Annotated in this window: 13 protein-coding genes; 11 read left to right on the forward strand and 2 right to left on the reverse strand. The window is 74.6% G+C overall.

Translation table 11 applies throughout. From position 1 onward, the window contains the following. Nucleotides 1–7: 7 nt before the first annotated feature. A complete protein-coding gene (locus tag ACIG0D_RS04425) occupies nucleotides 8–1,573 on the forward strand; it encodes a multicopper oxidase family protein (protein WP_399796175.1) in 1,566 nt (521 codons plus the stop codon). 66 nt (nucleotides 1,574–1,639) lie between these two features. Here ACIG0D_RS04425 and ACIG0D_RS04430 read toward each other — a convergent pair whose 3' ends face one another. After that, the gene (locus ACIG0D_RS04430) at nucleotides 1,640–3,280 is read right to left on the reverse strand and encodes an FAD-dependent oxidoreductase (protein WP_399796176.1); all 1,641 of its coding nucleotides are present in this window, start codon (nucleotides 3,278–3,280) and stop codon (nucleotides 1,640–1,642) included. Between the two features lie 152 nt (nucleotides 3,281–3,432). Here ACIG0D_RS04430 and asnB point away from each other — a divergent pair, with 152 nt between their 5' ends. The 8 genes from asnB to ACIG0D_RS04470 all read left to right on the forward strand — a co-directional run bounded on the left by asnB (nucleotide 3,433) and on the right by ACIG0D_RS04470 (nucleotide 15,345). After that, nucleotides 3,433–5,286 (forward strand): asparagine synthase (glutamine-hydrolyzing), encoded by a 1,854-nt coding sequence (gene asnB / locus ACIG0D_RS04435; RefSeq protein WP_399796178.1) that lies wholly within the window; start codon nucleotides 3,433–3,435, stop codon nucleotides 5,284–5,286. Between the two features lie 488 nt (nucleotides 5,287–5,774). Beyond that, a complete protein-coding gene (locus tag ACIG0D_RS04440) occupies nucleotides 5,775–6,614 on the forward strand; it encodes a DUF6410 domain-containing protein (protein ID WP_399796179.1) in 840 nt (279 codons plus the stop codon). A gap of 23 nt (nucleotides 6,615–6,637) precedes the next feature. After that, nucleotides 6,638–7,399 (forward strand): GNAT family N-acetyltransferase, encoded by a 762-nt coding sequence (locus tag ACIG0D_RS04445; protein ID WP_399796180.1) that lies wholly within the window; start codon nucleotides 6,638–6,640, stop codon nucleotides 7,397–7,399. Then, nucleotides 7,396–8,364 carry a 2,3-diaminopropionate biosynthesis protein SbnA gene (gene sbnA, locus ACIG0D_RS04450; RefSeq protein ID WP_399796182.1) on the forward strand — a complete coding sequence of 323 codons (969 nt, stop codon included), beginning with the start codon at nucleotides 7,396–7,398 and terminating at the stop codon, nucleotides 8,362–8,364. Before ACIG0D_RS04445 ends, sbnA begins: the two co-directional genes overlap by 4 nt. A gap of 230 nt (nucleotides 8,365–8,594) precedes the next feature. Further along, on the forward strand, nucleotides 8,595–9,926 hold the full coding sequence (locus ACIG0D_RS04455; protein ID WP_399796183.1) for a cytochrome ubiquinol oxidase subunit I: 1,332 nt from the start codon (nucleotides 8,595–8,597) through the stop codon (nucleotides 9,924–9,926). 35 nt (nucleotides 9,927–9,961) lie between these two features. After that, nucleotides 9,962–10,972, forward strand: coding sequence for a cytochrome d ubiquinol oxidase subunit II (locus ACIG0D_RS04460; protein ID WP_399796184.1), 1,011 nt, complete (start codon nucleotides 9,962–9,964; stop codon nucleotides 10,970–10,972). A 684-nt stretch (nucleotides 10,973–11,656) separates the two neighbouring features. After that, nucleotides 11,657–13,279: a thiol reductant ABC exporter subunit CydD gene (gene cydD, locus ACIG0D_RS04465; protein ID WP_399796185.1), complete on the forward strand. Its 1,623-nt coding sequence runs from the start codon at nucleotides 11,657–11,659 to the stop codon at nucleotides 13,277–13,279. After that, a complete protein-coding gene (locus tag ACIG0D_RS04470) occupies nucleotides 13,276–15,345 on the forward strand; it encodes an amino acid ABC transporter ATP-binding/permease protein (RefSeq protein ID WP_399796186.1) in 2,070 nt (689 codons plus the stop codon). The genes cydD and ACIG0D_RS04470 overlap by 4 nt, the downstream gene beginning before the upstream one ends. A gap of 121 nt (nucleotides 15,346–15,466) precedes the next feature. Here ACIG0D_RS04470 and ACIG0D_RS04475 read toward each other — a convergent pair whose 3' ends face one another. Beyond that, complete coding sequence (locus ACIG0D_RS04475; protein WP_399796187.1) at nucleotides 15,467–17,386, reverse strand: ABC1 kinase family protein; 1,920 nt, start codon at nucleotides 17,384–17,386, stop codon at nucleotides 15,467–15,469. Nucleotides 17,387–17,585: 199 nt separating this feature from the next. Here ACIG0D_RS04475 and ACIG0D_RS04480 point away from each other — a divergent pair, with 199 nt between their 5' ends. Both ACIG0D_RS04480 and ACIG0D_RS04485 read left to right on the forward strand, forming a co-directional pair. Further along, nucleotides 17,586–19,757, forward strand: coding sequence for an MMPL family transporter (locus tag ACIG0D_RS04480; RefSeq protein WP_399796358.1), 2,172 nt, complete (start codon nucleotides 17,586–17,588; stop codon nucleotides 19,755–19,757). A gap of 884 nt (nucleotides 19,758–20,641) precedes the next feature. Further along, nucleotides 20,642–22,165 carry a peptide MFS transporter gene (locus ACIG0D_RS04485; RefSeq protein WP_399796188.1) on the forward strand — a complete coding sequence of 508 codons (1,524 nt, stop codon included), beginning with the start codon at nucleotides 20,642–20,644 and terminating at the stop codon, nucleotides 22,163–22,165. Nucleotides 22,166–22,447: the final 282 nt, after the last annotated feature.

Below are 22,447 nucleotides of genomic sequence, written 5' to 3' on the forward strand. Positions count from 1 at the left end.
AAGGCACATGTCTCTTTCCCGACGCCATTTCCTGGGCGCCTTAGGCGCCACCTCCACCGGACTGATCCTCCCGTTCGCCGCCGGCTGCAACAACGGCGGCGACGGCGAGGGCGTCATAGAGTCCGGGGACGTGCCGCTGCCGGCCCGCTTCAGCCTCGCCTTCAAGCGGCCGCCGGTCATCACGCCGACGTCGTCCGAGGGCACCACCGACTACTTCGACGTCCGGGCCTACGCCACCAAGGTGCAGATCCTGCCCGGCGTGCAGACCGAGATCTTCGGCTACAACGGCACGTTCCCCGGCCCCACCTTCAAGGTCCGCAAGGGCCGTACGGCGGTCGTCCGCACCCGCAACGACCTGCCCGTGCCGATCGTCACCCATCTGCACGGCGGCAAGACGCCGGCCGAGAGCGACGGCTACCCGACCGACCTGCTGCTGCCCACGTCCGGGTGGACGGCGTCGGCCCACCGGCACCACTCCGGTGTGGCCATGGAGGGCACCACCGCCGAGGGCACCCGGAACTACACGTACCCGAACGCCCAGCGGGCGGCCACGCTCTGGTACCACGACCACCGGATGGACTTCACCGGACCCCAGGTCTGGCGCGGACTGGCCGGCCTGTACCTCGTCCACGACGACGAGGAGGACGCGCTGCCGCTGCCCAAGGGCGACCGCGACATCCCCGTGATGATCATGGACCGGGCGTTCGACTCCAACGGCGCGCTGGCCTACCCGTCCGTCGACCCGTCCCTGAAGACCACCCCCGGCGTCACCGGCGACGCGCACAACGGCATGACCGGCGACGTCATCCTGGTCAACGGGGTGCCCTGGCCGCGCCTGGAGGTCCCCGGCGCCCGCCACCGGCTGCGGCTGGTCAACGCCTCCAACGCCCGCCGCTACCGCGTCAAGCTGGACCCGGAGCCCCCGACCGGCGAGCCCTTCACGCTGATCGGCAGCGACGGCGGTCTGCTCGCCCGGCCACAGGAGATGGACTCGATCTACATGGTGCCGGGCGAACGCTTCGACGTGATCGTCAACTTCGGCGCCTACGCGCCGGGGACGAAGGTCACCGTCAAGAACAGCCTCGGGGACGGCTCCACCGCGGAGATCATGCAGTTCGTGGTCGGCGACAAGATCACCGACAACACGTCCGTGCCGTCGACGCTCTCCACCGTCGAACGCCTCGACCCGGCCAAGGCGGTCCGCACCCGGTCCTTCACCCTGGCCCGCAACCAGGAGAACGGGCACTACGTCTACAAGATCAACGGTTATCCGTTCTCCACCGACCGCAGCTGGGCCGACGTCAAGCGCGGGGAGATCGAGATCTGGGAGTTCAGCTCCACCACCCACCACCCCATCCACCTGCACCTGTCGCCCTTCCAGGTGTACAAGCGCGGCGGCTCCACCACGGTCAACCCCGAGGACGTCGGGTGGAAGGACACCGCGCGCATGATGCCCAACGAGAAGCTCAGCCTGCTCGTCCGCTTCGACGACTACACCGGCAAGTTCGTCTTCCACTGCCACAACCTCGAGCACGAGGACATGGCGATGATGGCCAACTTCCGCGTGTCGTAAGGCCGTTCCGCCCGGCACGAACGAAGGGGCCGCCGTCCTCCCGGACGGCGGCCCCTTCCCGCGCGCTCAGTCCCGCGCCAGCGTGCGGCGCAGCGCCGCCTCCAGCGCGGCGGCACCGTCCGCCGGGGCACCCGCCGACCGCCAGGCCACGAACCCGTCGGGACGCACCAGCACCGTGCCGTCGGCCGTCACCCCGTACCGCGCGTGCCAGCCGTCCTCCGACACGTCCCGCACCGCCGCGCCGAACGCCACCGTGCGCAGCCGCACCCCGGCCCGCCGCGCCGCGTCCTCGCCGGCCCGCCGCCACGGCGAACCGTCGGCGCCGCACAGCAGCACCAGGGACGAGCCGTACAGATCCAGCAGGGAGCCCGGACGCTCCTCGCCGCCGTCCCGCAGCAGCACCGGGACGTGCGGGGCGCGCGTGCCCGGCTCGCCGGACAGCTTCGCCGGCTCCCGGAACATCGCGAGCGGCACTCCCGGCTCGGCGGCGGCCGGATAGGCGTGCCCGAGCATCACGGCCAGCACGTCCACGGTGGCCCGGCGCTGCTCCTCCCCGGCCCGCCCGGAACGCACCAGCAGCCGCAGCTGGGCCTGCTCGATGGTGGCCTCCGCGACCGGTCTGCGCTCCGCGTCGTAGGTGTCGAGCAGCCCCTCGCCGGCCTCGCCGCGCAGCACCGCGGCCAGCTTCCAGGCCAGGTTGTGCGCGTCGTGCACGCCGGTGTTGGCGCCGTAGCCGCCGATCGGCGGGATCACATGCGCCGAGTCCCCGACCAGGAACACCGAGCCGTCCCGGAACCGCTCCGCCGACAGCGCGGCCAGCTCCCACGGCAGTACGCCGATGATCTCGACGTCGGCGTCCGGGGCGCCGATCGCCGAACGCACCAGCCGCACACTGCGCTCGGTGTCGAAGTCCTCCGGGCTCTCGCCCCGTTCGGGGCGGTACTGGAGGATGAGGGTGCCCCGCCGCAGCGTGTCGTCGTGGCCCAGCACCGCGCCGCTCATGTCCGCGTTCTCGATCTGGCAGATCGAGAACCGGCGCCCGGCCAGCGGCCCGGCGAGATCCGCGCGGAACAGGATGCTCACCTGGTGCTGGAGGGTGCCGCGGCCGACCCGGCGGATCCCCAGCGTCTCCCGCACCGGGCTGCGCCCGCCGTCCGCGGCGACCAGCCAGCGGGCGCGCACGCGCCGCTCCTCCCCGGTGCCGCGGTCCTTCGTCGTGGCGACGACCGGGCCGTCCGGGCCCTGCGGCCGCTCGAACGAGGTGAGTTCGGTGCCGTAGCGCAGCACCGCGCCCGCCCGGTCCGCGGCCTCGCGGACGATCGGCTCCATCACGTCCTGGCCCAGCGCGATCTGCCGGGACGGCGTCACCGCGCTCAGATCGCCCGGCTCCGGCAGCATCACCGCCTTCAGCTCCCGCCCCGCCAGCGACTCCACGGTCGCCTGACGGCGGTGCTCCGCGTAACCGGCGGCGGCCCGCAGCACCGGCTCCTCCACCCCGGCGGACCGGAAGAGCTCCAGCGTCCGCGGGTACCACCCCCACGCCCGGGGGTGGACGGAGGTCGACGCGTGCCGCTCCACCAGCACGCAGCGCACCCCGTGGTGGCGCAGGAACAGCGCACAGCTCAGTCCGGTGATCCCGCCGCCCACGATCAGAACGTCCGTCGACTCCTCGGACCGCTCCTGAAGTTCCTCGGGCTCCTTGCCCACAGCCACACTCCCTTCCGGTACGAACGGCCGGACCCGAATCGCCCGGATCCCGTCCGGGAGCATCGTCCGCACGACTGCTGGAGAGGCCGTCCAGTCAAACTCGAGGTGGCGCGGCCAGCCTGTGGCTCCCTTACCGAGAGGAGCCCCACGCCGTGTCCGGAATCACTGGATGGATCGACCACGAGCGGGACCTGCGGCGCGAGCGCCCCGCCCTGCTCGCCATGACCGCCTCCCTCGCCCAGCGCGGCCCCGACGGCGAACGGCTGTGGTGCGCCGAGCACGCCGCCCTCGGCACCCGCTGGTCCGACGCGGACGGTACCGGAGCCCCGCGCCAGCCGTGGGTTCTGGAGGAAGGCGGGCGCACGGTGCTCGCCGCCGCCGTCACCGGCACCCTGTACGACGCCGAGGCGCTGCGCTCCGACCTCGGCGTGACCGGCCGGCCCGTCACCCAGGCCGAACTCGTCGGCCGCGCCTACCTGCGCTGGGGCGAGCGGTTCGCCGAGCACCTCGACGGCGCGTTCGCCGTCGCGATCTGGTCCGAGCGCGACCAGGAGCTGGTGCTGGCCCGCGACCGGCTCGGCAATCAGCCGCTCTTCTACTACCCGCTGTCCACGGGCGTGCTGTTCGGCTCCGAGCGCAAGGCGATCCTCGCCCACCCGGCGGTCGAGCCGGTCATCGACGCCGACGGCCTGCGCGAGCTGTTCTCCTACGCCGGCACCGCCGGACACGGCATCCTCAAGGGCTTCGCCCAAGTGCCGCCCGGCCATGTGCTGCGCTTCTCCCGGGGCCGCCGGACCGCGTACCGCTACTGGCAGCTCACCGCCCAGGAGCACACCGACGACCAGGCGGAGACCATCGCCCGGGTCCGCGAGCTGCTCGGCGCCTCCGTCCGCCGCAGCCTGGGCACCGGGGCCGTCCCCGGCATCCTGCTGTCCGGCGGCATCGACTCCAGCGCCGTCACCGCGCTGGCCCACCAGGCGCTCGCCGAGCGCGGCGGCGGCACGGTGCGCACCTTCACCGTCTCCTTCGGCTCCGCCGAGGAGTTCAAGCAGGACGAAATCTGGGGCAGCCCCGACGCGCCCTTCGTGCAGTCCGTGGTCCGCCACCTGGGCACCGAGCACACCGACCTGGTGCTGGACACCGCCGACATCATCGACCCGGCGGTGCGCGCGGCGGTGCTGCGCGCCAAGGACGTGCCCAGCCCGCTCGGCAACATGAACACCTCCCTGCACCTGCTGTGCCGGGCGGTGCGCGAACACGTCGGCTCGGTCCTGCTCGGCGAGATCGCCGACGCGGTCTTCGGCGGCTTCGCCTGGGTGCACAACAAGGAACTCGTCGAGGCCCCCACCCTGCCCTGGGTGGCCATGGCCCGCTTCGGCGGCGGCAAGCACGGCCTGGGCGGCGACCTGCTCGCCCCCGACCTGCTCGGCAAGCTCGACCTCAACGGCTACTGCGCCGACGCGTACGCCACCACCATGGCCGAGGTGCCCCGGCTGGACGGCGAGAGCGGCCAGACCCTGCGCATGCGGGAGATCACCTACTTCCACCTCACCCGCTGGCTGGAGACCCTGCTCAGCCACGACGAGTCGCTCGGCTCGGCGGCCGGCCTCGGCACCCGCATGCCGTTCTGCGACTGGCGCCTGGTCACCTACGCCTACAACGTGCCGTGGTCGCTGAAGAGCTTCGACGGCCGCGAGAAGTCCCTGCTGCGCGCCGCCGTCGCCGACCTGCTCCCCGACGACGTCGTCAACCGCGCCAAGAGCCCCTACCCGGTCACCCAGGACCCGGCCTACGGCCACGCGCTGTGCGAGGGCATGACGGCCCTGCTCGCCGATCCCTCCGCACCGGCCGCCCCGCTCGCCGACACCGCCGGCGTCCGCGCCCTCATCGACGACCCGTCCGTCCTGGACAGCGGCATGCGCGCCTGGGTCGCCCGCGCCAACGTCGAGATGCTCCTCGGCCTCAACGACTGGCTCCGCCGCTACGGCGTCCGGGTGGAACTGTGAGCGCCCCGACCACGCCCGGCCCCGACCGGGCGAGCACGCGCGCGGCGGCCGGACCGACACAGGGAGCCGGGAGCCCGGCAGGCACACCGACGGGCGAGGCCGGGACCACAGCGGGTACGCCCCGGCCGGCTTCACCGGCTCCCCGGGCGGCGGCCGGACGGACCGGCAAGGCCGGGAGCGCGGTGGGCGGGTCCGGGCCCGCTTCGCCGGCTCCCCGGGCGGCGGCCGGACGGACCGGCGAGGCCGGGAGCGCGGTGGGCGGGTCCGGGTTCGCTTCGCCGGCTCCCCGGGCGGCGGCCGGACGGACCGGCGAAGCCGGGAGCGCGGTGGGCGGATCCGGGGCCGGGCCGGCGGGTTCCGCGACGGCCGGGCGGTCCGGGCGGGCGGGTCGCGCCGGGCGGGCCCAGGGAACCGGGGGACCGGCGGGTGCGGCCCGTCGTGGCCGGGGGCTCGTCCTCGGGCGGGACGCCGGGCCGGTCGGGCGGAGCGTGCGGGTCGCCGCGGGAGGTGCCGCGCTCACGCACATCCTGAGCACCAAGGCTCCCGACCACACCGGAGGTGAACTCCTCGCCGCGACGGGCACCGCCCTCGCGCTGGCCGTGGCCTACACCGGAGTCCTCGTGCTGCTGCGGCCGTTGCTGGAGCGCGGCGCGCGCACGGGCCTGTCCGGCTGGCCGGGCGGCGCGCTGCTCCTGCTGCCGATGCTGCTCTACCCGATCGGAGTCCTGCCCGACGGCCCGGCCCTGGGCGTCGCGCTCTACGTCGAGTTCTCCGTGCTCGTCGCCGGCGCCACCGGCTACGGCGGCATCGAACTGGCCGCCCTGCCCGCGCTGTTCCTCGGCCGCCGGCCCGTGCTGTACGGCCCGTTCAACGCCGTCGACCTCGCCGAGCGAAGCCTGCGCGGACGCCGCGCCGGCACGCCCGAACGGCTGGCCGGCGCGCTCGCCGCCACCGGACTCGCCTGGTTCTGGATCGTGCCGCCGCTGGCCGCCGTACGCGGCGGTCTCGGCGACGCCTTCGACGCGCTGGGCACCCTCGACCCGGCGGCCGGCGGTGCCGTGCTCGTCGCCGGCGTCCTGCTCGCCGTACCGGCACCCGGACCGGCGCGGCTGCGCCGGCTGCGCGCCGCGGCGTTCGTCCTGCTCGGCCTCGGCGGAGCGGTCGGCGCCCTGCCCGACGTGCTGTGGCCGCTGATCATCCTGACCGGCCTGGCGATCGGCGCCGTACGGCTGACGTCCGGCGGCCGGCGGGGCGCGCCCGAGCGGACCGCCGCCACGGGTCGCGTCCCGGCCCGTCCGCACGTCGAGACGTCTTCCACCACCCGTTGAGACCGTCTGCGGAGCATTCCCCCATGGCTGAGAACACCGCTGAAAGCACCCGGACCACACCGGGCGCACCGCACGACGGACCGGCGGCCGCACCCGGCGGCCACCGCGCCGCCCTCGCCGTCTGGGCGCCCCAGTTCCGGCTCCGGCTCACCACCCCCCGGCTGGAGCTGCGCGTCCCCGACGAGCGCGATCTGTGCGCCCTCGCCGAACTCGTCGCCGACCAGGGCATCCACGCCCCCGACGCATCCCCCTTCCAGGGCGGCTGGAGCAACGCGCTGCCGCAGGTGGTGGCAGGCAGAGTCCTGCAGTACCTGTGGAAGGGCCTCGCACTGAGCCGCCCCGACTACTGGAACCTCGGCCTCGCCGTGTTCCTGGACGGCCGCCCGATCGGCGTCCAGGGACTGCAGGCCAGAAACTTCCCCGTCCTGCGGGAAGTCGCCTCCGAGAGCTGGCTGGCCCGCGGCCACCAGGGCCGCGGCCTCGGCACCGAGATGCGCGCCGCCGCCCTCCACCTCGCCTTCACCGGACTCGGCGCCCGGCACGCCACCTCCGCCGTGTTCGAGGACAACTCCGCCGCCCTCGGCGTCAACAAGAAGCTCGGTTACCAGGCGGACGGCATCGAGGTGCACAGCCGGCGCGGCGAACCGGTGGCGCTCACCCGCTGGCGCATGACCCGCGCCCAGTGGGAGCTGAGCCCCGCCGCCGAGGTGACGACCGAGATCCACGGACTCGACGGGTGCCGCGCCCTGCTCGGCGCCCCCTCCGCCCACCGGGAGACCGCGTGATCCACGACTCCATCACCGACTGCGTCGGCGGCACCCCGCTGGTCCGGCTGCGCCGGCTCTTCCCCCAGGAAGGCGTCGAAGTCCTCGCCAAGCTCGAGATGCTCAACCCGGGCGGCAGCGTCAAGGACCGCTCCGCGCGCTACATCGTGGAGCGCGGCATCGCCGACGGCATGATCCGCCCCGGCACCCACATCGTCGAGAGCACCTCGGGCAACTTCGGCGTGGCGCTCGCCATGGTCGCCGTCCGCTACGGGCTGCGGTTCACCGCCGTCGTCGACCCCAACGCCTCCCGCACCAACCTGCGCATCCTGCGCCAGTACGGCGCCGAGATCGAGATGGTCCGCGAGGTCGACTCCGCGGGCGGCTACCTGCACACCCGGCTCGCCCGCGTGCAGGACCTGCTGACCGAGGACCCCGACGCGGTCTGGATCAACCAGTACGCCAACCACCTCAACTGGGAGACCCACGCGGTCACCACCGCCCGCGAGGTCATCGACGACTGCCCGGAACCCGTCGACGTCCTGGTCGCCGCCGTCAGCACCACCGGCACCCTGCACGGACTCGCCCGCGGCCTGCGCCGCGTGTGGCCCCGGCTGCAGGTCGTGGCGGTCGACGCCGTGGGCTCGGTCATCTTCGGCACACCGCCGGGGCCGCGGATGCTGCCCGGTGTCGGATCCAGCCGGGTGCCGGAGCTGCTCACCCCCGCCGAGATCGACCGGGTGGTGCACATCGACGACGCCGCCGCCATCCGAGGCTGCCATCGGCTGCTGCGCCAGGAGGCCATCTTCGCCGGGGGCTCCTCCGGCTCGGTGGTGGCCGCCGTCGAGGAACTGCTGCCCGACCTGCCGCGCCCCAGCCGCGTCCTGACGCTGCTCGCCGACCGGGGGGAGCGCTACCTGGACCTCGTCTACACCGACGAGCTGGCGATCGAACACGACGAACTCGCCTACTCCAGCCACTCCTGAGACGGCCGTCCGGCACCGGCCGCGGCCGTCCCCGACCCCGGGGACGGCCGCGGCCCCCGGTTCGAGCGGGCCCGGTCCGGTCCCGCTCAAGCGGGACTCCACCACGGCTCGAGCGGCCCTCCGGCCGGTTCGGCTGAAGTGGACAGGCCGTCCATCCACCCGCTGAACGACGCAAGCCACCACACGACACACGGCTGCTCAGCCGACCGAGGGGAACCATCGTGGACGACGTGCTCGTACTCGCACGGCTCCAGTTCGCCATCACCGCCATCGCCCACTTCCTGTTCGTCGCACTGACGCTCGGGCTGGTCACCTACCTCGTGGTGATGCAGACCCGCTGGGCGATCACCGGCAAGGAAGCCCACCGCCGGCAGACCCGCTTCTGGGGCCAGCTCTACGTCATCAACTACGCCCTCGGCATCGGCACCGGCATCGTGATGGAGTTCCAGTTCGGCCTCACCTGGAGCGGACTGACGCACTTCGTCGGCAACGTCTTCGGCGCGCCGCTCGCCATCGAGACCCTCGTCGCGTTCTTCGCCGAGTCCACCCTGCTCGGACTGTGGATCTTCGGCTGGAACCGGATGGGCCGCGTCCTGCACACCACGCTGCTGTGGCTGGTGGCGCTCACGGCGTACTCCTCGGTCTTCTTCGTGCTCACCGCCAACGGCTTCCTCAACCACCCGGTGGGCTACGAGATGAAGGACGGCGAGGCCCGCCTCACCGACTTCACGGCACTGCTCACCAACCCCAACGCGCTGTCCGCGGCGCTGCACATCCTCGCCGCCGCCGTCGTCACCGGGTCCTTCTTCATCATCGCCGTCAGCGCCTGGCACCTGCGCCGGCGCACCGGGCACGAGGAGTTCTTCTGGTCGTCGATGAAGCTGGCCCTGCCGCTGACCCCGCTGTTCATCCTGCTGACGGCCTCGCTGGGCGGCTGGCAGATCGGCCACTCCGTGAAGCAGACGCCGACCAAGTACGGCGAGCGCTCCGAGCGGGCCCAGGACCTCGTCAAGACGTTCACCGAGAGGTTCGGGCCCGACAACTACTTCCCGCCCGGCTTCAGCCAGACCGCAGAGTTCGTCATGATCATCCCGGCGCTGTTCATGATGCTGATCGCCGTCATCGGCGGCCTGTTCATGATCAAGCGCAATCTGATCCGCCGCAAGGTCCTGCTGTGGCTGCTCACCGCCGCGCTGATCCTGCCGTACGTCTCGAACATCTCCGGCTGGATCTTCCGCGAGGTGGGACGCCAGCCCTGGGCCGTCTACGGCCTGCTGAAGACCGAGGACGCGATCACTCCGGGACTCGGCCACGGCACCGTCCTCACCTCGCTGATCGTCTTCGGCACCCTCGTCGTCGTCCTGATCGTCGTGGACTGGACGCTGCTCTTCCGGTTCGCCCGGCGCGGCCCCGACGGCTCGCACCTCGGCCGTACGCCCGGTGAGACCGCGGCGGACGCCCCCGGTGACCCCGGCGCACCCGGCACCGCGGACCTCCCGCGGCAGGCCTCCGCCTCGTCGTCGTCCTCGTCGTCCTCCGCGTCCTCCGCCCCGACCTTCTGACAGCCCGACGGCGCCGAACACACTGGGAGTTCATCGTGTGGCACAACATCTGGTACGCGCTGCTGGGGCTCTTCCTGGCGGGCTACCTCGCCCTGGACGGCATCACCCTCGGCACCGGCATCATCGGCCGGTGGCTGGCCCGTGACGACGCCGAACGGCACACCGTCGCCGCGGCCACCGGGCCCTTCTTCCTCGGCAACGAGGTCTGGCTGGTCGCCGCGGCGGGCATCACCCTCGGCGGCTTCCCCGGCCTGGAGTCCAGCGTCATCAGCGGGATGTACCCGGTGATCGTGTTCGCCGTCGCCGCCCTGCTGGTGCGCGAGGCCGCGACCCAGTTCCGCCGCCGGGTCTCCGGCGAGCGCGCCCGTCGCGGCTGGGACGCCCTCGTCCGCCTCACCTGCCTGGTCCTCGCCCTGATGTGGGGCACCCTCGGCGGCGCACTGCTCGGCGCGGTACCGGTCCACGACGGCCACCTCGCCGTCGAGGCGGGGGTGCTGCTGCGGCCGGTGACGGTGCTGTCCGCGCTGACCGCGGTCGCCGTCTTCGCCGTCCACGCGGCCGTCTTCCTCGCCGTACGCACGGAAGGCCCCGTCTCCGGACGGGCCGCCGGCCTCGCCCGCCGGCTGGCCCCCGGCGCGGCCGGCCTCGCCGTCGTCACGGCGGTCACCGCCCTCGCCGACGGCACGGCCCGCGACGGCCTCCTCAACCCCTGGCCCGCGGCCCTCCTCTTCCTCGCCGCCGTCGCGGCCCTGCTGCTGGCGCCCCGCATGGCCCCCTCGGCCGGCTGGAAGGCACCCGTGGTCAGCGCCTTCGCGGCGCTCGCCCCGGTCCTGGTCCTGGGCGCGGCCCACTTCCCCGAGGCGGTGGTCAGCCGCGCGGGCGGCGCGGAGCACGTCTCGGTCTCCGAGGCCGCGGCCGACCCCTCCACCCTCAGCGTCGTCGGCCCCGTGGTGCTCCTGGTCCTGCCGGTACTGCTCGCCTTCCAGGCGATGCAGTGGTGGGCCCACCGGGCGAAGGCGGACGAGCGGTCACCGGCGTACTTCTGACGAGTCGTCGGATCGGGGTGACGGGCGCGGGCGGGACGCGTGGCGGGTCACGGCGGACGCGCCGGACGCGCAGGGCGCGCAGGGCGCGCAGGGCGGTGACAGGCCGGGTGCCCGCACGCGCGGCGGACCTGGCGGGTCACCGCGGACGTCCGGGAGGCGCCGGGCGGCGATCGGCCGGGTGCCCGCGCGCGACGGACGGAACCGGTGACGGGTGAACGGCGCGGCGCGGCGGGACGGCCGGCTCGCGCGGGACGTGCGCGGCGTGGTGTGGGTCTCGGTGGCGGGCGCTGGTGCTCGCCTGCGGGCGCCGGGCGGAACTGGTGACGGGATGGTGCGAGGAGGCGGAACGGGACGGCCGGCTCGCGCGGGACGTGCGCGGCGTGGTGTTGGTCTCGGTGGGCGGGCGCCGGTGCTCGTCCGCGGGCGCCGGGCGGACCGGTGACGGGAAGGTGTGACGGGGGAGACGTGGTGGCCGGAATCGGTGACGGGACGGTAAGAGGCCGGCGGAACGCGACGGCCGGCTCGCGCGGAGCGCGTGGCGAGCCGGCGTCGGCCGGGGTGAACGGTTCGCCCGGCGAGCCGGACCCGGGCGGGACGGCGCGGCGGGGATCGAGTCGGGCGGGCGGGGACCGAGCCCTGCGCGGGCGGCTGTTGCGGCTGAGCCCGCGAACGCGGGGCGCGGGCGTGTGGGTCACGGTCGGGGTCGCGCTCGGTGCGGTGGGAACCGTGGGGCAGGCGCTGGCCCTGGCCCATCTGCTCGGTGACGTGTTCACCGGTGCGGGGCCCACGGGCGCCGCCGTCGCCTGGGTCGCCGCGGCCGTCGCCGTGCGGGGACTCGGCGGCTGGGTACGGGCCGCCGCCGCGCAGCGGTGCGCGGCCGAGATCAAGCTCGAGCTGCGGACCCGCCTGCTCCGGGCGGCCGCCCACAGCAGCGGCTACGACGGCCGGGACCGCCGGTCGGGCGAGATCAGCACCCTGCTCACCCGCGGCCTGGACGCCCTCGACCCCTACCTCGTCGGCTACCTGCCGCAGGTGCTGGTGGCCGCGCTCGTACCGCCTGCCGTCGTGGCGGCGATGTTGCCGCACGACCTGCTCGGCGCGACCATCCTGCTGGTCACCCTGCCGCTCATCCCGGTCTTCGGCGCCCTCGTGGGACTGCACACCCGGGACGCCACGGCCCGTCAGTGGGCGGCCCTCGCCCACCTCGGCGGGCACTTCCTCGACGCCCTGCGCGGCCTGCCCACGCTGCGCACGTTCGGCCGCGCCGAGGCCCAGGAGGGGATCGTCGCCGGCGTCGCGGACGCCCACCGCCGGGCCACCCTGCGCACCCTGCGGATCACGTTCCTGTCCACGCTGGTCCTGGACACCGTGGCGACCCTCTCCCTCGCCCTCATCGCCGTCCCGGTCGGCCTGCGCCTGCTGCACGGCTCCCTCGACCTGACGACCGCCCTGACGGTGCTGCTGCTCGCCCCGGAGGCCTACCTCCCGCTGCGCGCGCTCGGCAGCCGGTTCCACGCCGGGACCGAGGGCATGGCGACGGCCCGCGAGGCGTTCGCCCTGCTGGACGCGCAGGACACCCCGGACCCGGCTCCGCACCCCCGCCGCCCTTTGTCCGGCGGCGACCGGGGACACGCCCCGCGCATCCGCTTCGAGAACGTCACCGTCCGGCTCCCCGGCCGGACCGAACCCGTCCTGAAGGACGTCTCGTTCACCGTCGAGCCGGGGGAGCGGGTCGCCCTGACCGGCCCCAGCGGCGCGGGCAAGTCCACCCTGCTCGCCGTCCTGCTCGGTCTGGTGCGGCCCGACGAGGGGCGGGTCCTCGTCGGCGGGCGCGACCTCGCCTCGCTGGACCCGGAGGCGTGGCGGCACTGCATCGCGTGGGTGCCGCAACGGCCGTACCTCTTCGACCGCACCGTCGCCGACAACATCCGCCTGGGCGACCCGGACGCCGGCGACGAGGACGTCGTACGCGCCGCCCGGGCCGCCGCCGCCCACGACTTCGTCACCGCGCTGCCCGACGGCTACGCCACCCGGCTCGGCGCCCGCGGCATGGGACTGTCCGCCGGGCAGCGGCAACGCGTCGCGCTGGCCCGCGCGTTCCTGCGCGACGCGCCCCTCGTCCTGCTCGACGAACCCACGGCCGGTCTCGACGCCGACAGCGAGTCGGCGGTCCTGGCGGCCGGCGAACGGCTGATGACCGGCCGGACCGTCCTGGTGGTGGCGCACCGCGCGAGGCTCCTCGAGGGCGCCGACCGCCGCCTCGACGTCCGGGACGGACTGGTGCGTGAACGGGAGGTGGCCCGGTGAGGGCGTTGTTCTCGGTGCTGCGTACGGCGGGTCCGCTGCGGCGGCTGCTGCCCGCGGCCGCTCTGGCGCTCGCCGCCGACCTGGCCGGGGTGGCGCTGATGGCGCTGGCCGCGTGGCTCATCGCGCGCGCCGCGCAGCAGCCCCCGATGGGCGCGCTGTCCGTGACGATCGTCGCCGTGCGGGCGCTGGCCGTGACGCGCGGGCTGTTCCGGTACGGGGAGCGGCTGGCCGGCCACGACGCGGCGCTGCGCGCGGTGGCGCGGCTGCGCGCCCGGGTGTTCGGCGCGCTGGCCCGCCGACCCGCCCACGAGGACGCCCGTACGGTACGGGACGCGGACGCCGCCTCGCGGCTGGTCGCCGATGTCGACCTGGTGCAGGACGCGCTGCTGCGGGTGGCGCTGCCGGTGCTGTCCGCGTCGGCCGTGTCCGTCGCGGCGGTCGCCTGCACGGCGCTGGTCTCCCCGCCGGCCGCGCTCGTCCTGGCGCTCGGCCTGGTCTGCGGCGGCCTGCTGCTGCCCGCGCTCACGGCCGCCGCCTCGGCCCGGGCGGCACGACGGGGCGCCGCGCTGCGCGCGGAACTCGCCGTGCGCACCGTCGACCTGCTGGACGGCGCGGCCGACCTGCGGGTCTACGGCGCGGCGGAGCGGGAGACCGCGCGGGCCGTCGACACCGCCCGCCGTCTGCGCGCCCACGACCGGGGTCCCGCGCTGCTGTCCGTGCTGGCCGGGGCCGCCCTGACCGTCCTTCAGGGCGCCACGACCGTCGCGGTCGCCGTGGTCTGCGCCGGGTCCACGCCCGCCGTCTGGACGGTGACCCTCCCGCTCCTCACCCTGGCCGTCTTCGAGGCCCTGGCCCCCCTCCCCGCCGCCGCCCAGCACCTCACCACCCTGCCGACCGGTGCCCGCCGCGTACACGCCCTCCTGAACCCGCCGGCCACGGACACACAGCAGGCGACGGTCCGTCACCCGGGCCCGCGCACAACGGAGTCGCCGGCAGTCGCCGCGGCAGCCGGGACCGTGCCCGGCGCGGCAGCAGGGGCCGCGCCCGGCGTGGGTGCCGGGACTGTGCCCGGCGCGGCAGCAGGGGCCGCGCCCGCCGTGGGTGCCGGGACTGTGCCCGGCGCGGCAGCCGGAGCCGTGTCCTCCACGGCAGCCGGGGTCGGGCCCGGCGTGGGTGCCGGGACTGTGCCCGGCGCGGCAGCCGGAGCCGTGTCCTCCACGGCAGCCGGGGCCGGGCTCGCCGTGGGTGCCGGGACCGTGTCCGCCGTTGCAATCGGGACCGTGTCCGCCGCGGCAACCGGGGCCGGGCCCGGCGCGGACGCCGTGCACCTCTCCGTCCGTGATCTCCACGTACGCCACCGCCCGGGCGGACCGTTCGCCGTGCGCGGGGTCGATCTGGAGCTGCCGCCCGGGCGGCGGGTGGCGGTGATCGGAGCGAGCGGGGCGGGCAAGTCGACGCTGCTCGCGGCGATCGCGCGGTTCGTGGTCCCGGAGCGGGGCGGGATCCTGCTCGGCGGCGCGGACCTGGGGCGCGTGCCGGAGGCGGAGCTGCGGCGCACGGTCAGCGGTGCCCTCCAGGACGCGCACGTGTTCCACACCTCCGTACGGAACAACCTGCTGCCCGCCCGCCCCGGCGCCACCGACGAGCAGCTGCACGACGCGTTGCGCCGTGCGGGCCTGCTGGACTGGGTGCTGTCGCTGCCCGAGCGGCTGGAGACCGTCGTCGGCTCCGACGGGGACCGGCTCTCCGGCGGGCAGCGCCGGCGGCTGGTGCTCGCCCGCGCGCTGCTGGCCGCGCCCCCGGTGCTGCTGCTCGACGAACCCACCGAGGGCCTCGACCCGGCGACCGCCGACGCGGTCCTGGCGGACGTGCTCGCCGCCGGCCGGGGGAGTTCCCTCCTCCTCGTCACCCACCGCACCGCGGGCCTGGAGGCCATGGACGAGGTGCTGGTGATGGACGGCGGCCGGATCGTGCGGCGCGGCGCTCCCCGTGCCGTCCTCGGTCTCCCCGCCACGGACCCCGGGGAGCCGGAACCGGAACCGGAACCGCTGACCGTCCCCGTCTGAGCGATTCGACTCGGGCGTCCCGTTCGGGCGTTCGGTCTGAGCGATTCCGCCTGAGTGCTTCAGGGGGGGGCGGCGACAAGTCCGTACACCGCCCCCCTTCCCCGCCACCGGCAGGCCACCCTCAGGACAGCGGGCGGCTCAGGACGTGCAACGTGCGGAGCACCATCGCCGCCGACACCACCAGCAGGTGATAGCCGATCACCGCGTACAGGCTGAGGCCGGCGCTCACCTCCGGGCCGCCCTCCAGACCGAGCAGCTGGACGCCGAGCACCCCGAAGAAGACGCCCAGCCCGGCCAGCAGGACCCGGCCGAGCAGTTCGCCGATCACCCGCCGGTCGCGCTGGTCGGCGAGGAGCCGGACGTTCACCCCGAGCCGGCCCTCCTCCAGCGCGCCGGTGATGCGGTCGAGGCGCCGGGGCAGCCGGCGCAGCACCGGCAGCAGGGTGAGCAGTTCGTCGCGGGCCGCTTCCCGCACGGTCTCGGGCTCCAGCTGCCGGGTGAACCGGGCCGCGGCGTACGACCGGGACGCGGCGAGGATGTCGAAGCCGGCCGAGACCCGGCTCAGCGTGCCCTCCAGCGTGGCGAGGGCCCGGAACACGGCCGCGATCTCGGGCGGCACGGCCAGCCGGAAGTCGGCCACGAGCCGGAACAGATCGGTGAACATCCGCACGTCGGGGGCCGCGCCGCGGGCCAGATGCCGCCCGCTGAACTGGCCGAGCGCCCGCTGCAGCCGCTGCTCGTCCACCTCCTCGGGCCGCTCGGTCACTTCGAGCAGCGCGTCGCGCAGGGCGGCCGGGTCGCCGCGGTCCACGGCGAGGAAGAGCCCGGTCATCGCCGAGCGCAGCCCGCCGTCGAGCCGCCCCACCGAACCGAAGTCGAGCAGCGCCGGGCTCCCGTCGGGCAGCAGCAGGATGTTCCCGGGGTGCGGGTCGGCGTGGAAGACGCCGTCGTACATGATCTGGTCGAGGAGCGCGGTGAGCAGGGTCTGCGCCAGTTTCGCCCCGTGCTCGGGGCTGTCGGGGCGCGCCGTGCCGAGCGGTACGCCGTCGATACGGCTCATCACCAGGGTCTGTTCGGTGCTCAGCTCCTCGTACACCTCGGGCAGGGTGACACTGCCGTCGCGGCGCTCCTCGGCGGCCCGGCGCACCATGGTCAGGTTGCGCGCCTCCACCCGGAAGTCCAGCTCCTCGCGCAGCGCCACGGCGAATCCGCGGGCGAGTTCGCTCACGCCGAGGGAACGGCCCCACTCGGTGCGGTTCTCCAGGGTGCGGGCGAGGCGTCCGACGATGTCCAGGTCGCGTTCGACGGCCTCACGGATGCCGGGGCGCCGCACCTTGACGATGACGCGGGTGCCGTCGCGCAGCACGGCGGCGTGCACCTGGGCGACGGACGCGGCGGCGAGCGGTTCGCGGTCGAACTCGGCGAACACCTCCTGCGGCGGCGCGCCGAGGCTCTCCAGGAGCACGGCCTCGACCCGCGGCCAGGGCGCGGGCGGCACCCGGTCCTGGAGCCGGCTCAGTTCGCTGACGTACGTCTCGGGCAGCAGGTCGCGGCGGGTGGACATCAGCTGGCCCAGTTTCACGAAGGTGGTGCCGCCGGCCTGCAACGCCTCGCGCAGTTCGTGGGCGAGCTGCTGGTGCCGGGTGCCGCCGTTCCTGGACCGGCCGGTGACGTACGGTCCGAGGCCGTGCCGGCCGATGATGCCGACGATCTCGGAGTAGCGCCGGGTGCGGGCCAGGCGTCCCCGTACGGACCGGATCCAGCCGAGCGGGCGGACCTTGCGGTCGGCGACGACCAGGTCCAGGACGACGAGGCAGACCATCGCGGTCAGCGCTCCGATGCCGAGCATCAGCGGCAGCAGCGCCCAGCCGCCGCCGGCGTTCTGAAGTTGCGGGCCGACGAGTGTCCCGGACACCGAGACGCCGGCCAGCGCGGCGACCACGACCCGCAGGACGCCGGCCCGGATGCCGAGCAGCCACCGCGCGAGCAACGCGGGAAGAACGATGACGGCGAATGCCCCCAGTAACCCGATAAGCCACATATGGGACAGGGTAGTGAATTCACCTACGATAAAAGGGAGTTGTGGTCGAGTGCAGCTCGAGTCCCGCTTGAGCCCGCGCGGACTCCCAGACACCTGACACGCCGTCACATCGCCGTCGCTCGACAGCGGCTCGAGTCGCCCTCGACACGTCCGTGGCATCACTGAACATCCTGTTCTCGACAAGGAGTTCACGGTGACCATGACACCCGTCCGGGGCGACACCCCCACACCGCCGCCACCCCCACGCCACCGTTCCCTGCTGGAGCGCACCGCCGGTTTCGCCCAGCGGCACCGGTGGACGGCTCTGCTGCTGTGGGTCGTGGTCCTGTTCGCCGTCTGGGGCGGCGCCTCCGCCGCGGGCGACGCCTACCGCGACGACTTCTCCCTGCCCGGCACGGAGACCCAGCAGGCGCTCGAGACCATGCGCGAGCACGGCTCCGCACAGGCCGGCGACACCCTCGACATCGTGCTGCACGACCAGGCCGGCCTGAACGGCGAGGACACCCGCCGCCGCGTCACCGCCATGCTGGACAAGGTGGCCGGCCTGCCCAAGGTCGCCCAGGTGCGCAGCCCCTACGAGGACCGGCAGGCCATTTCGCGGGACGGGACCGTCGGCTACGCCACCGTCGTCCTCGAGGGCAGGTCCGAGGAGATGACCACGGACGACACCCGCCGCATCCACGACACCGCGCAGACCGCCCGGTCCGGCGGACTCACCGTCGAACTCGGCGGCGAGGCCGCCCGCGCGCTCGCCGAACCCGAGGGCGGCGCGGCCGAGGGCGCCGGAATGCTCGCCGCCCTCGTCATCCTCGGCCTGATGTTCGGCACCGTCATCGCGGCCGGACTGCCCGTCATCACCGCGGTGTTCGCCGTCGGCAGCACCCTGGGCGCGATCATCCTGCTCTCGCACGTCTTCACGATCGCCAGCTACACGCCGTACATCATGATGCTCGTCGGCCTCGGCGTCGGCATCGACTACGCGCTGCTGATCTTCGCCCGCTACCGCAGCGAGCTGGTGCGCGGCGCCACCCCCGAGGAGGCGGGCCGGCGCGCCCTGGACCTCGCGGGCCGCACGGTGTTCTTCGCCGGGTGCACCGTCATCGTCGCGCTGCTCGGCCTGGTCGCGCTCGGCATCGGATCGCTCCAGGGCACCGCGGTCGCCGTCGCGCTCACCGTCCTCGTGACCATGCTCGCCTCGCTCACCCTGCTGCCCGCGCTGCTCTCCGTGTTCGGCAACCGCTTCGCCCGGCAGTTCCGCGCCCGGGCGGCCAAGCGGGAGGCCAAGGGCAGGGCGACCGGCGGCGAGGTGCGCTGGCGCCGCTGGGCGAGCCTGGTGCAGCGCCGCCCGCTGGCCGCGCTGCTGCTGGCCGTGGTCGCGCTGGGCGCCCTGGCCGTCCCCGCGCTCGACCTGCGGCTGGGCTTCGGGGACGCGGGCAACGACCCGGCGGGCAGCACCAGCCGCAAGGCGTACGACCTGCTCGCCGACGGCTTCGGCCCCGGCTTCAACGGGCCGCTCGTCGTGGTCGCCGAGGGCGACTTGGCGGCCGGCGCGGCGCTCACCCGCACCCTGAACGACACCGCGGGCGTCGCCGCCGCCACCGAACCGATCCCGGCCGAGGACGGCAAGGCGTTCACCGTGATCGCCTTCCCGGAGACCTCGCCGCAGGACGGCAGGACGACCGAACTCGTGCACACCCTGCGCGACGACGTGCTGGTGGACCTGCGCGAGGAGACCGGCGCCCGCTACCTCGTCGGCGGCGCCACCACGGCCGTCATCGACTACGCCGACACGGTCGCGAAGCGCATGCCCGTGTTCGTCGCCATCGTGGTCGGCCTGTCGCTGCTGATCCTCGTCGCGGTGTTCCGCTCGGTGCTCGTCCCGCTCAAGGCGGCGCTGCTGAACCTGCTGAGCATCGCGGCCTCGCTGGGCGCGATGGTCCTGGTCTTCCAGAAGGGCCTGTTCGGCGTCGAGCCCGGACCGATCGAGGCGTACCTGCCGATCATGATCTTCGCGATCGTCTTCGGCCTCTCCATGGACTACGAGATCTTCATCATCTCCCGCATCCGGGAGGAGTGGCTGCGCACCCAGGACGCCACCGTCGCGATCCGCGAGGGACTCGCGCACACCGGCTCGGTCGTCACCGCCGCCGGCGCCATCATGATCGCCGTCTTCGGCGCCTTCATGCTCGGCGGCGACCGGATGCTCCAGCAGTTCGGCTTCGGCATGGCCGTCGCGGTCTTCGTCGACGCCGTGATCATCCGCTGCCTCATCGTCCCCGCCGCCCTCCAGCTCATGGGCCGCCACGCCTGGCGGCTCCCGGAGGCACTGGACCGCCGGCTGCCGAAGGTGGACTTCGAGAAGCACGGCTGACCCCACGGCCCAGCCGTCCCCGAACCGGAGCCCGGGCGTCCTGACGCGCCCGGGCTCCTTCCGCCCGTCCCAGGGGAACCGCCTGCTCCGGCGGGACCGCCTGCTTCGGCGGGACCGCCTGCCCCGGCGGGACCGCCTGCTTCGGCGGGGCCGCCTGCCCAGCCGAACTGCCTGCCTCGGCGGGGCCGCCTGCCCAGCCGAACCACCTGCCCAGCCGAACCGCCTACCTCGGCGGGGCCGCCTGCCCAGCCGACCCCCCGCCCCGGGCGGACCGCCCGCCCCGGCCGGACCGCCTGCCCAGCCGAACCGCCTGCCTCGGCCGGACCGCCTGCCCCGGCGGAACCGTCGGCCCCAGCGGAACCCCCTGCCCCGCGGGACCGTCGGCCCCAGCCGAACCGCGTGCCTCGGCGGGACCGCCCGCCCAGCCGAACCACCCGCCCCGTTCGGGACCGTCGGCCCCGCTCGGAACCGTCGGCCCCGTTCGGAACCGTCCGCCCGGCCGAAGCGCCCGTCCCCGCGCGGGCGAGCGTGCCGCGAGCGGCTCCCTAGCGGCAGACGGTTCCCTGAAGCCGTGAGGGGAACGGCGACCGGCAGCGCAGCCGGGGCCGGGCCGGCCCGCGGGCCCACGTGGTGGCAGTCCCCCGTCGCCACCGCCGCCCGCGGGCAGGCCCGCCCCTCCGCGTCGCGGCGCCCGGGCACTTCCCCCGACCGGGCGCCGCACGCGCGCGCCACGACGCACCATCCGTGCCTCGTCACGGCGGTCCCGTCGGACGAGTGGCCCGTCGTAGGACGGGCTGGGGCCCCGAGCAGTCCTCGAGCGGTCGTCGAACGCGCCCGGTGACCCTCGGCGTGCGCCCGTCTCGACGTGTTCTTCCGGAGGAGCCATGGCCGCCCCGACCCAACCACCCGCAGCGGACCGGCGGTCCGCCACCCCCACAGCCGCCGTCCCCGATGCCACCCGCCGCCGCCCCGGCCTCCTCGGCCGCCCCCGCTGGTTCACCACCCTCTTCGGCACCGACGTCTGGGAACGCTTCAGCTTCTACGGGATGACCGCGATCCTCGTGCTGTACGCCACCGAGGACACCGACCGCGGCGGCCTCGGCATGTCCGCCGGTGACGCCGGGCTGCTGTACGGCCTGTACATGGCCTCCGTCTTCCTCGCCTCCGTGCCCGGCGGCTGGATCGGCGACCGCGTCCTCGGCGCCTACCGCGCCGTCCTCTACGGCGGCGTCCTGATCGCCCTCGGCCATGTGTCGATGGCGGTCCCGGTCACCGGATCCCTCTATCCCGGACTGCTGCTGATCGCCCTCGGCACCGGTCTGCTCAAGCCGAACATGGCCAACCTGCTCAGCGCGTTCTACGACCGCGACGACCGGGCCGGCCGCGACGCGGGCTTCTCCGTCTTCTACATGAGCGTCCAGGTCAGCGCCCTGGTCGCGCCGATCGTCGTGGGCGCCCTCGGCGAGGGCGTCAACTGGCACCTCGGCTTCGGCGCCGCCGCCCTCGGCATGGGCATCGGCCTCCTCCAGTACGTCCGCGGCTCCCGCCACTTCGGCGACGTCTGCCAGGCCCCCGAGCGGTCCGCCACGCCCGCGGAACGCACCCGAGTCCTGCGGGTCACCCTCGCCGCCACCGCCGTGGTCGTCCTCGTCTACGGCGTCGACGCCGCGCTCGGCACCTTCCGGCTCGCCCACCTCATGGGCCTGGTCGGTCTGCTGTGCGTGGCCCTGCCCGTGCTGTGCTTCTGGCGGCTGCTGCGCAACCCGGTGCTGACCGGCGTCGAACGCGTCAAGGTCCGCACCTACGTCTGGCTGTTCGCCGCCTCCGCCGTCTTCTGGGCCCTGTTCCTCCAGGCCGGTTCCGCGTTCGCGCTGTTCGCCAAGCACGCCACCGACCGCGAGATCCTCGGCCGGACCGTGCCCGCCAGCTGGTTCCAGTCGGCGATCCCGCTGTTCGTGCTGGTGCTGGCGCCGCTGTTCGCCTGGCTGTGGACCCGGGCCGGCGACCGGGTGCCGACGGCCGGCAAGTACGCGGTCGGCATGGGCGCCACGGCCGTCGCCTACCTCGTGATGGCGGTGGCCGCGACCCTGGCGGCCGACGGGGCGCGCGTCTCCCCGCTGTGGCTGCTGCTGGCCTTCCTGCTGCTGGCCGCGGGAGAGGTCTCCTTCGGGCCGATCGGGATGAGCGCCACCACGGCGATCGCCCCGGCCACCTTCGTCAGCCAGATGGTGGCGCTGTTCTGGCTGGCCGGCGCACTCGGCGGCGGCCTCGGCGGCAACGCCCTCAAGGTCTCCGGCGACCAGGTGCCCGGCGCCGGCTGGTTCCTCGCCCTGGGCGGTGCGGCGCTCGTCGCCGGGGCGCTCCTCCTGCTGTTGCGCCGCCCGCTCACCCGCGGGCTCGGCGTCTGACCGCCACCGGCCCGGCGACCGGCGCGCTCCTCCCGGCTCACGCTCACCCGGCCACCGCCGGACAGCACCGGCGCCAGGCCGGACAGCACCGGCGCCAGGCCGGCCCGCACCCGACGCGTGGTCCGACGGCCCACGCCACCGCCCGGTCCGGCCGTCACCACGCCGCCCCGGACACCCCGCGTTGGGTCGCGACGGTCCCGCCCGGACGGTGAACGGCCGGCAGGGTTCGTGGAACCCTTGCCCCTCAACCCCCACAACCAGTCACGCTTGTTGAATTATCGT

The organism is Streptomyces sp. NPDC052773 (assembly GCF_044547145.1).
In the GTDB taxonomy this organism is placed as follows: Bacteria; Actinomycetota; Actinomycetes; order Streptomycetales; family Streptomycetaceae; genus Streptomyces.

Coding starts and splice junctions, on each gene's coding strand:
- ACIG0D_RS04425 (WP_399796175.1), top strand. CDS start 8: ATGTCTCTTTCCCGACGCCATTTCCTGGGCGCCTTAGGCGCCACCTCC.
- ACIG0D_RS04445 (WP_399796180.1), top strand. CDS start 6,638: ATGGCTGAGAACACCGCTGAAAGCACCCGGACCACACCGGGCGCACCG.
- ACIG0D_RS04475 (WP_399796187.1), bottom strand. CDS start 17,386: ATGTGGCTTATCGGGTTACTGGGGGCATTCGCCGTCATCGTTCTTCCC.
- ACIG0D_RS04480 (WP_399796358.1), top strand. CDS start 17,586: ATGACACCCGTCCGGGGCGACACCCCCACACCGCCGCCACCCCCACGC.
- ACIG0D_RS04485 (WP_399796188.1), top strand. CDS start 20,642: ATGGCCGCCCCGACCCAACCACCCGCAGCGGACCGGCGGTCCGCCACC.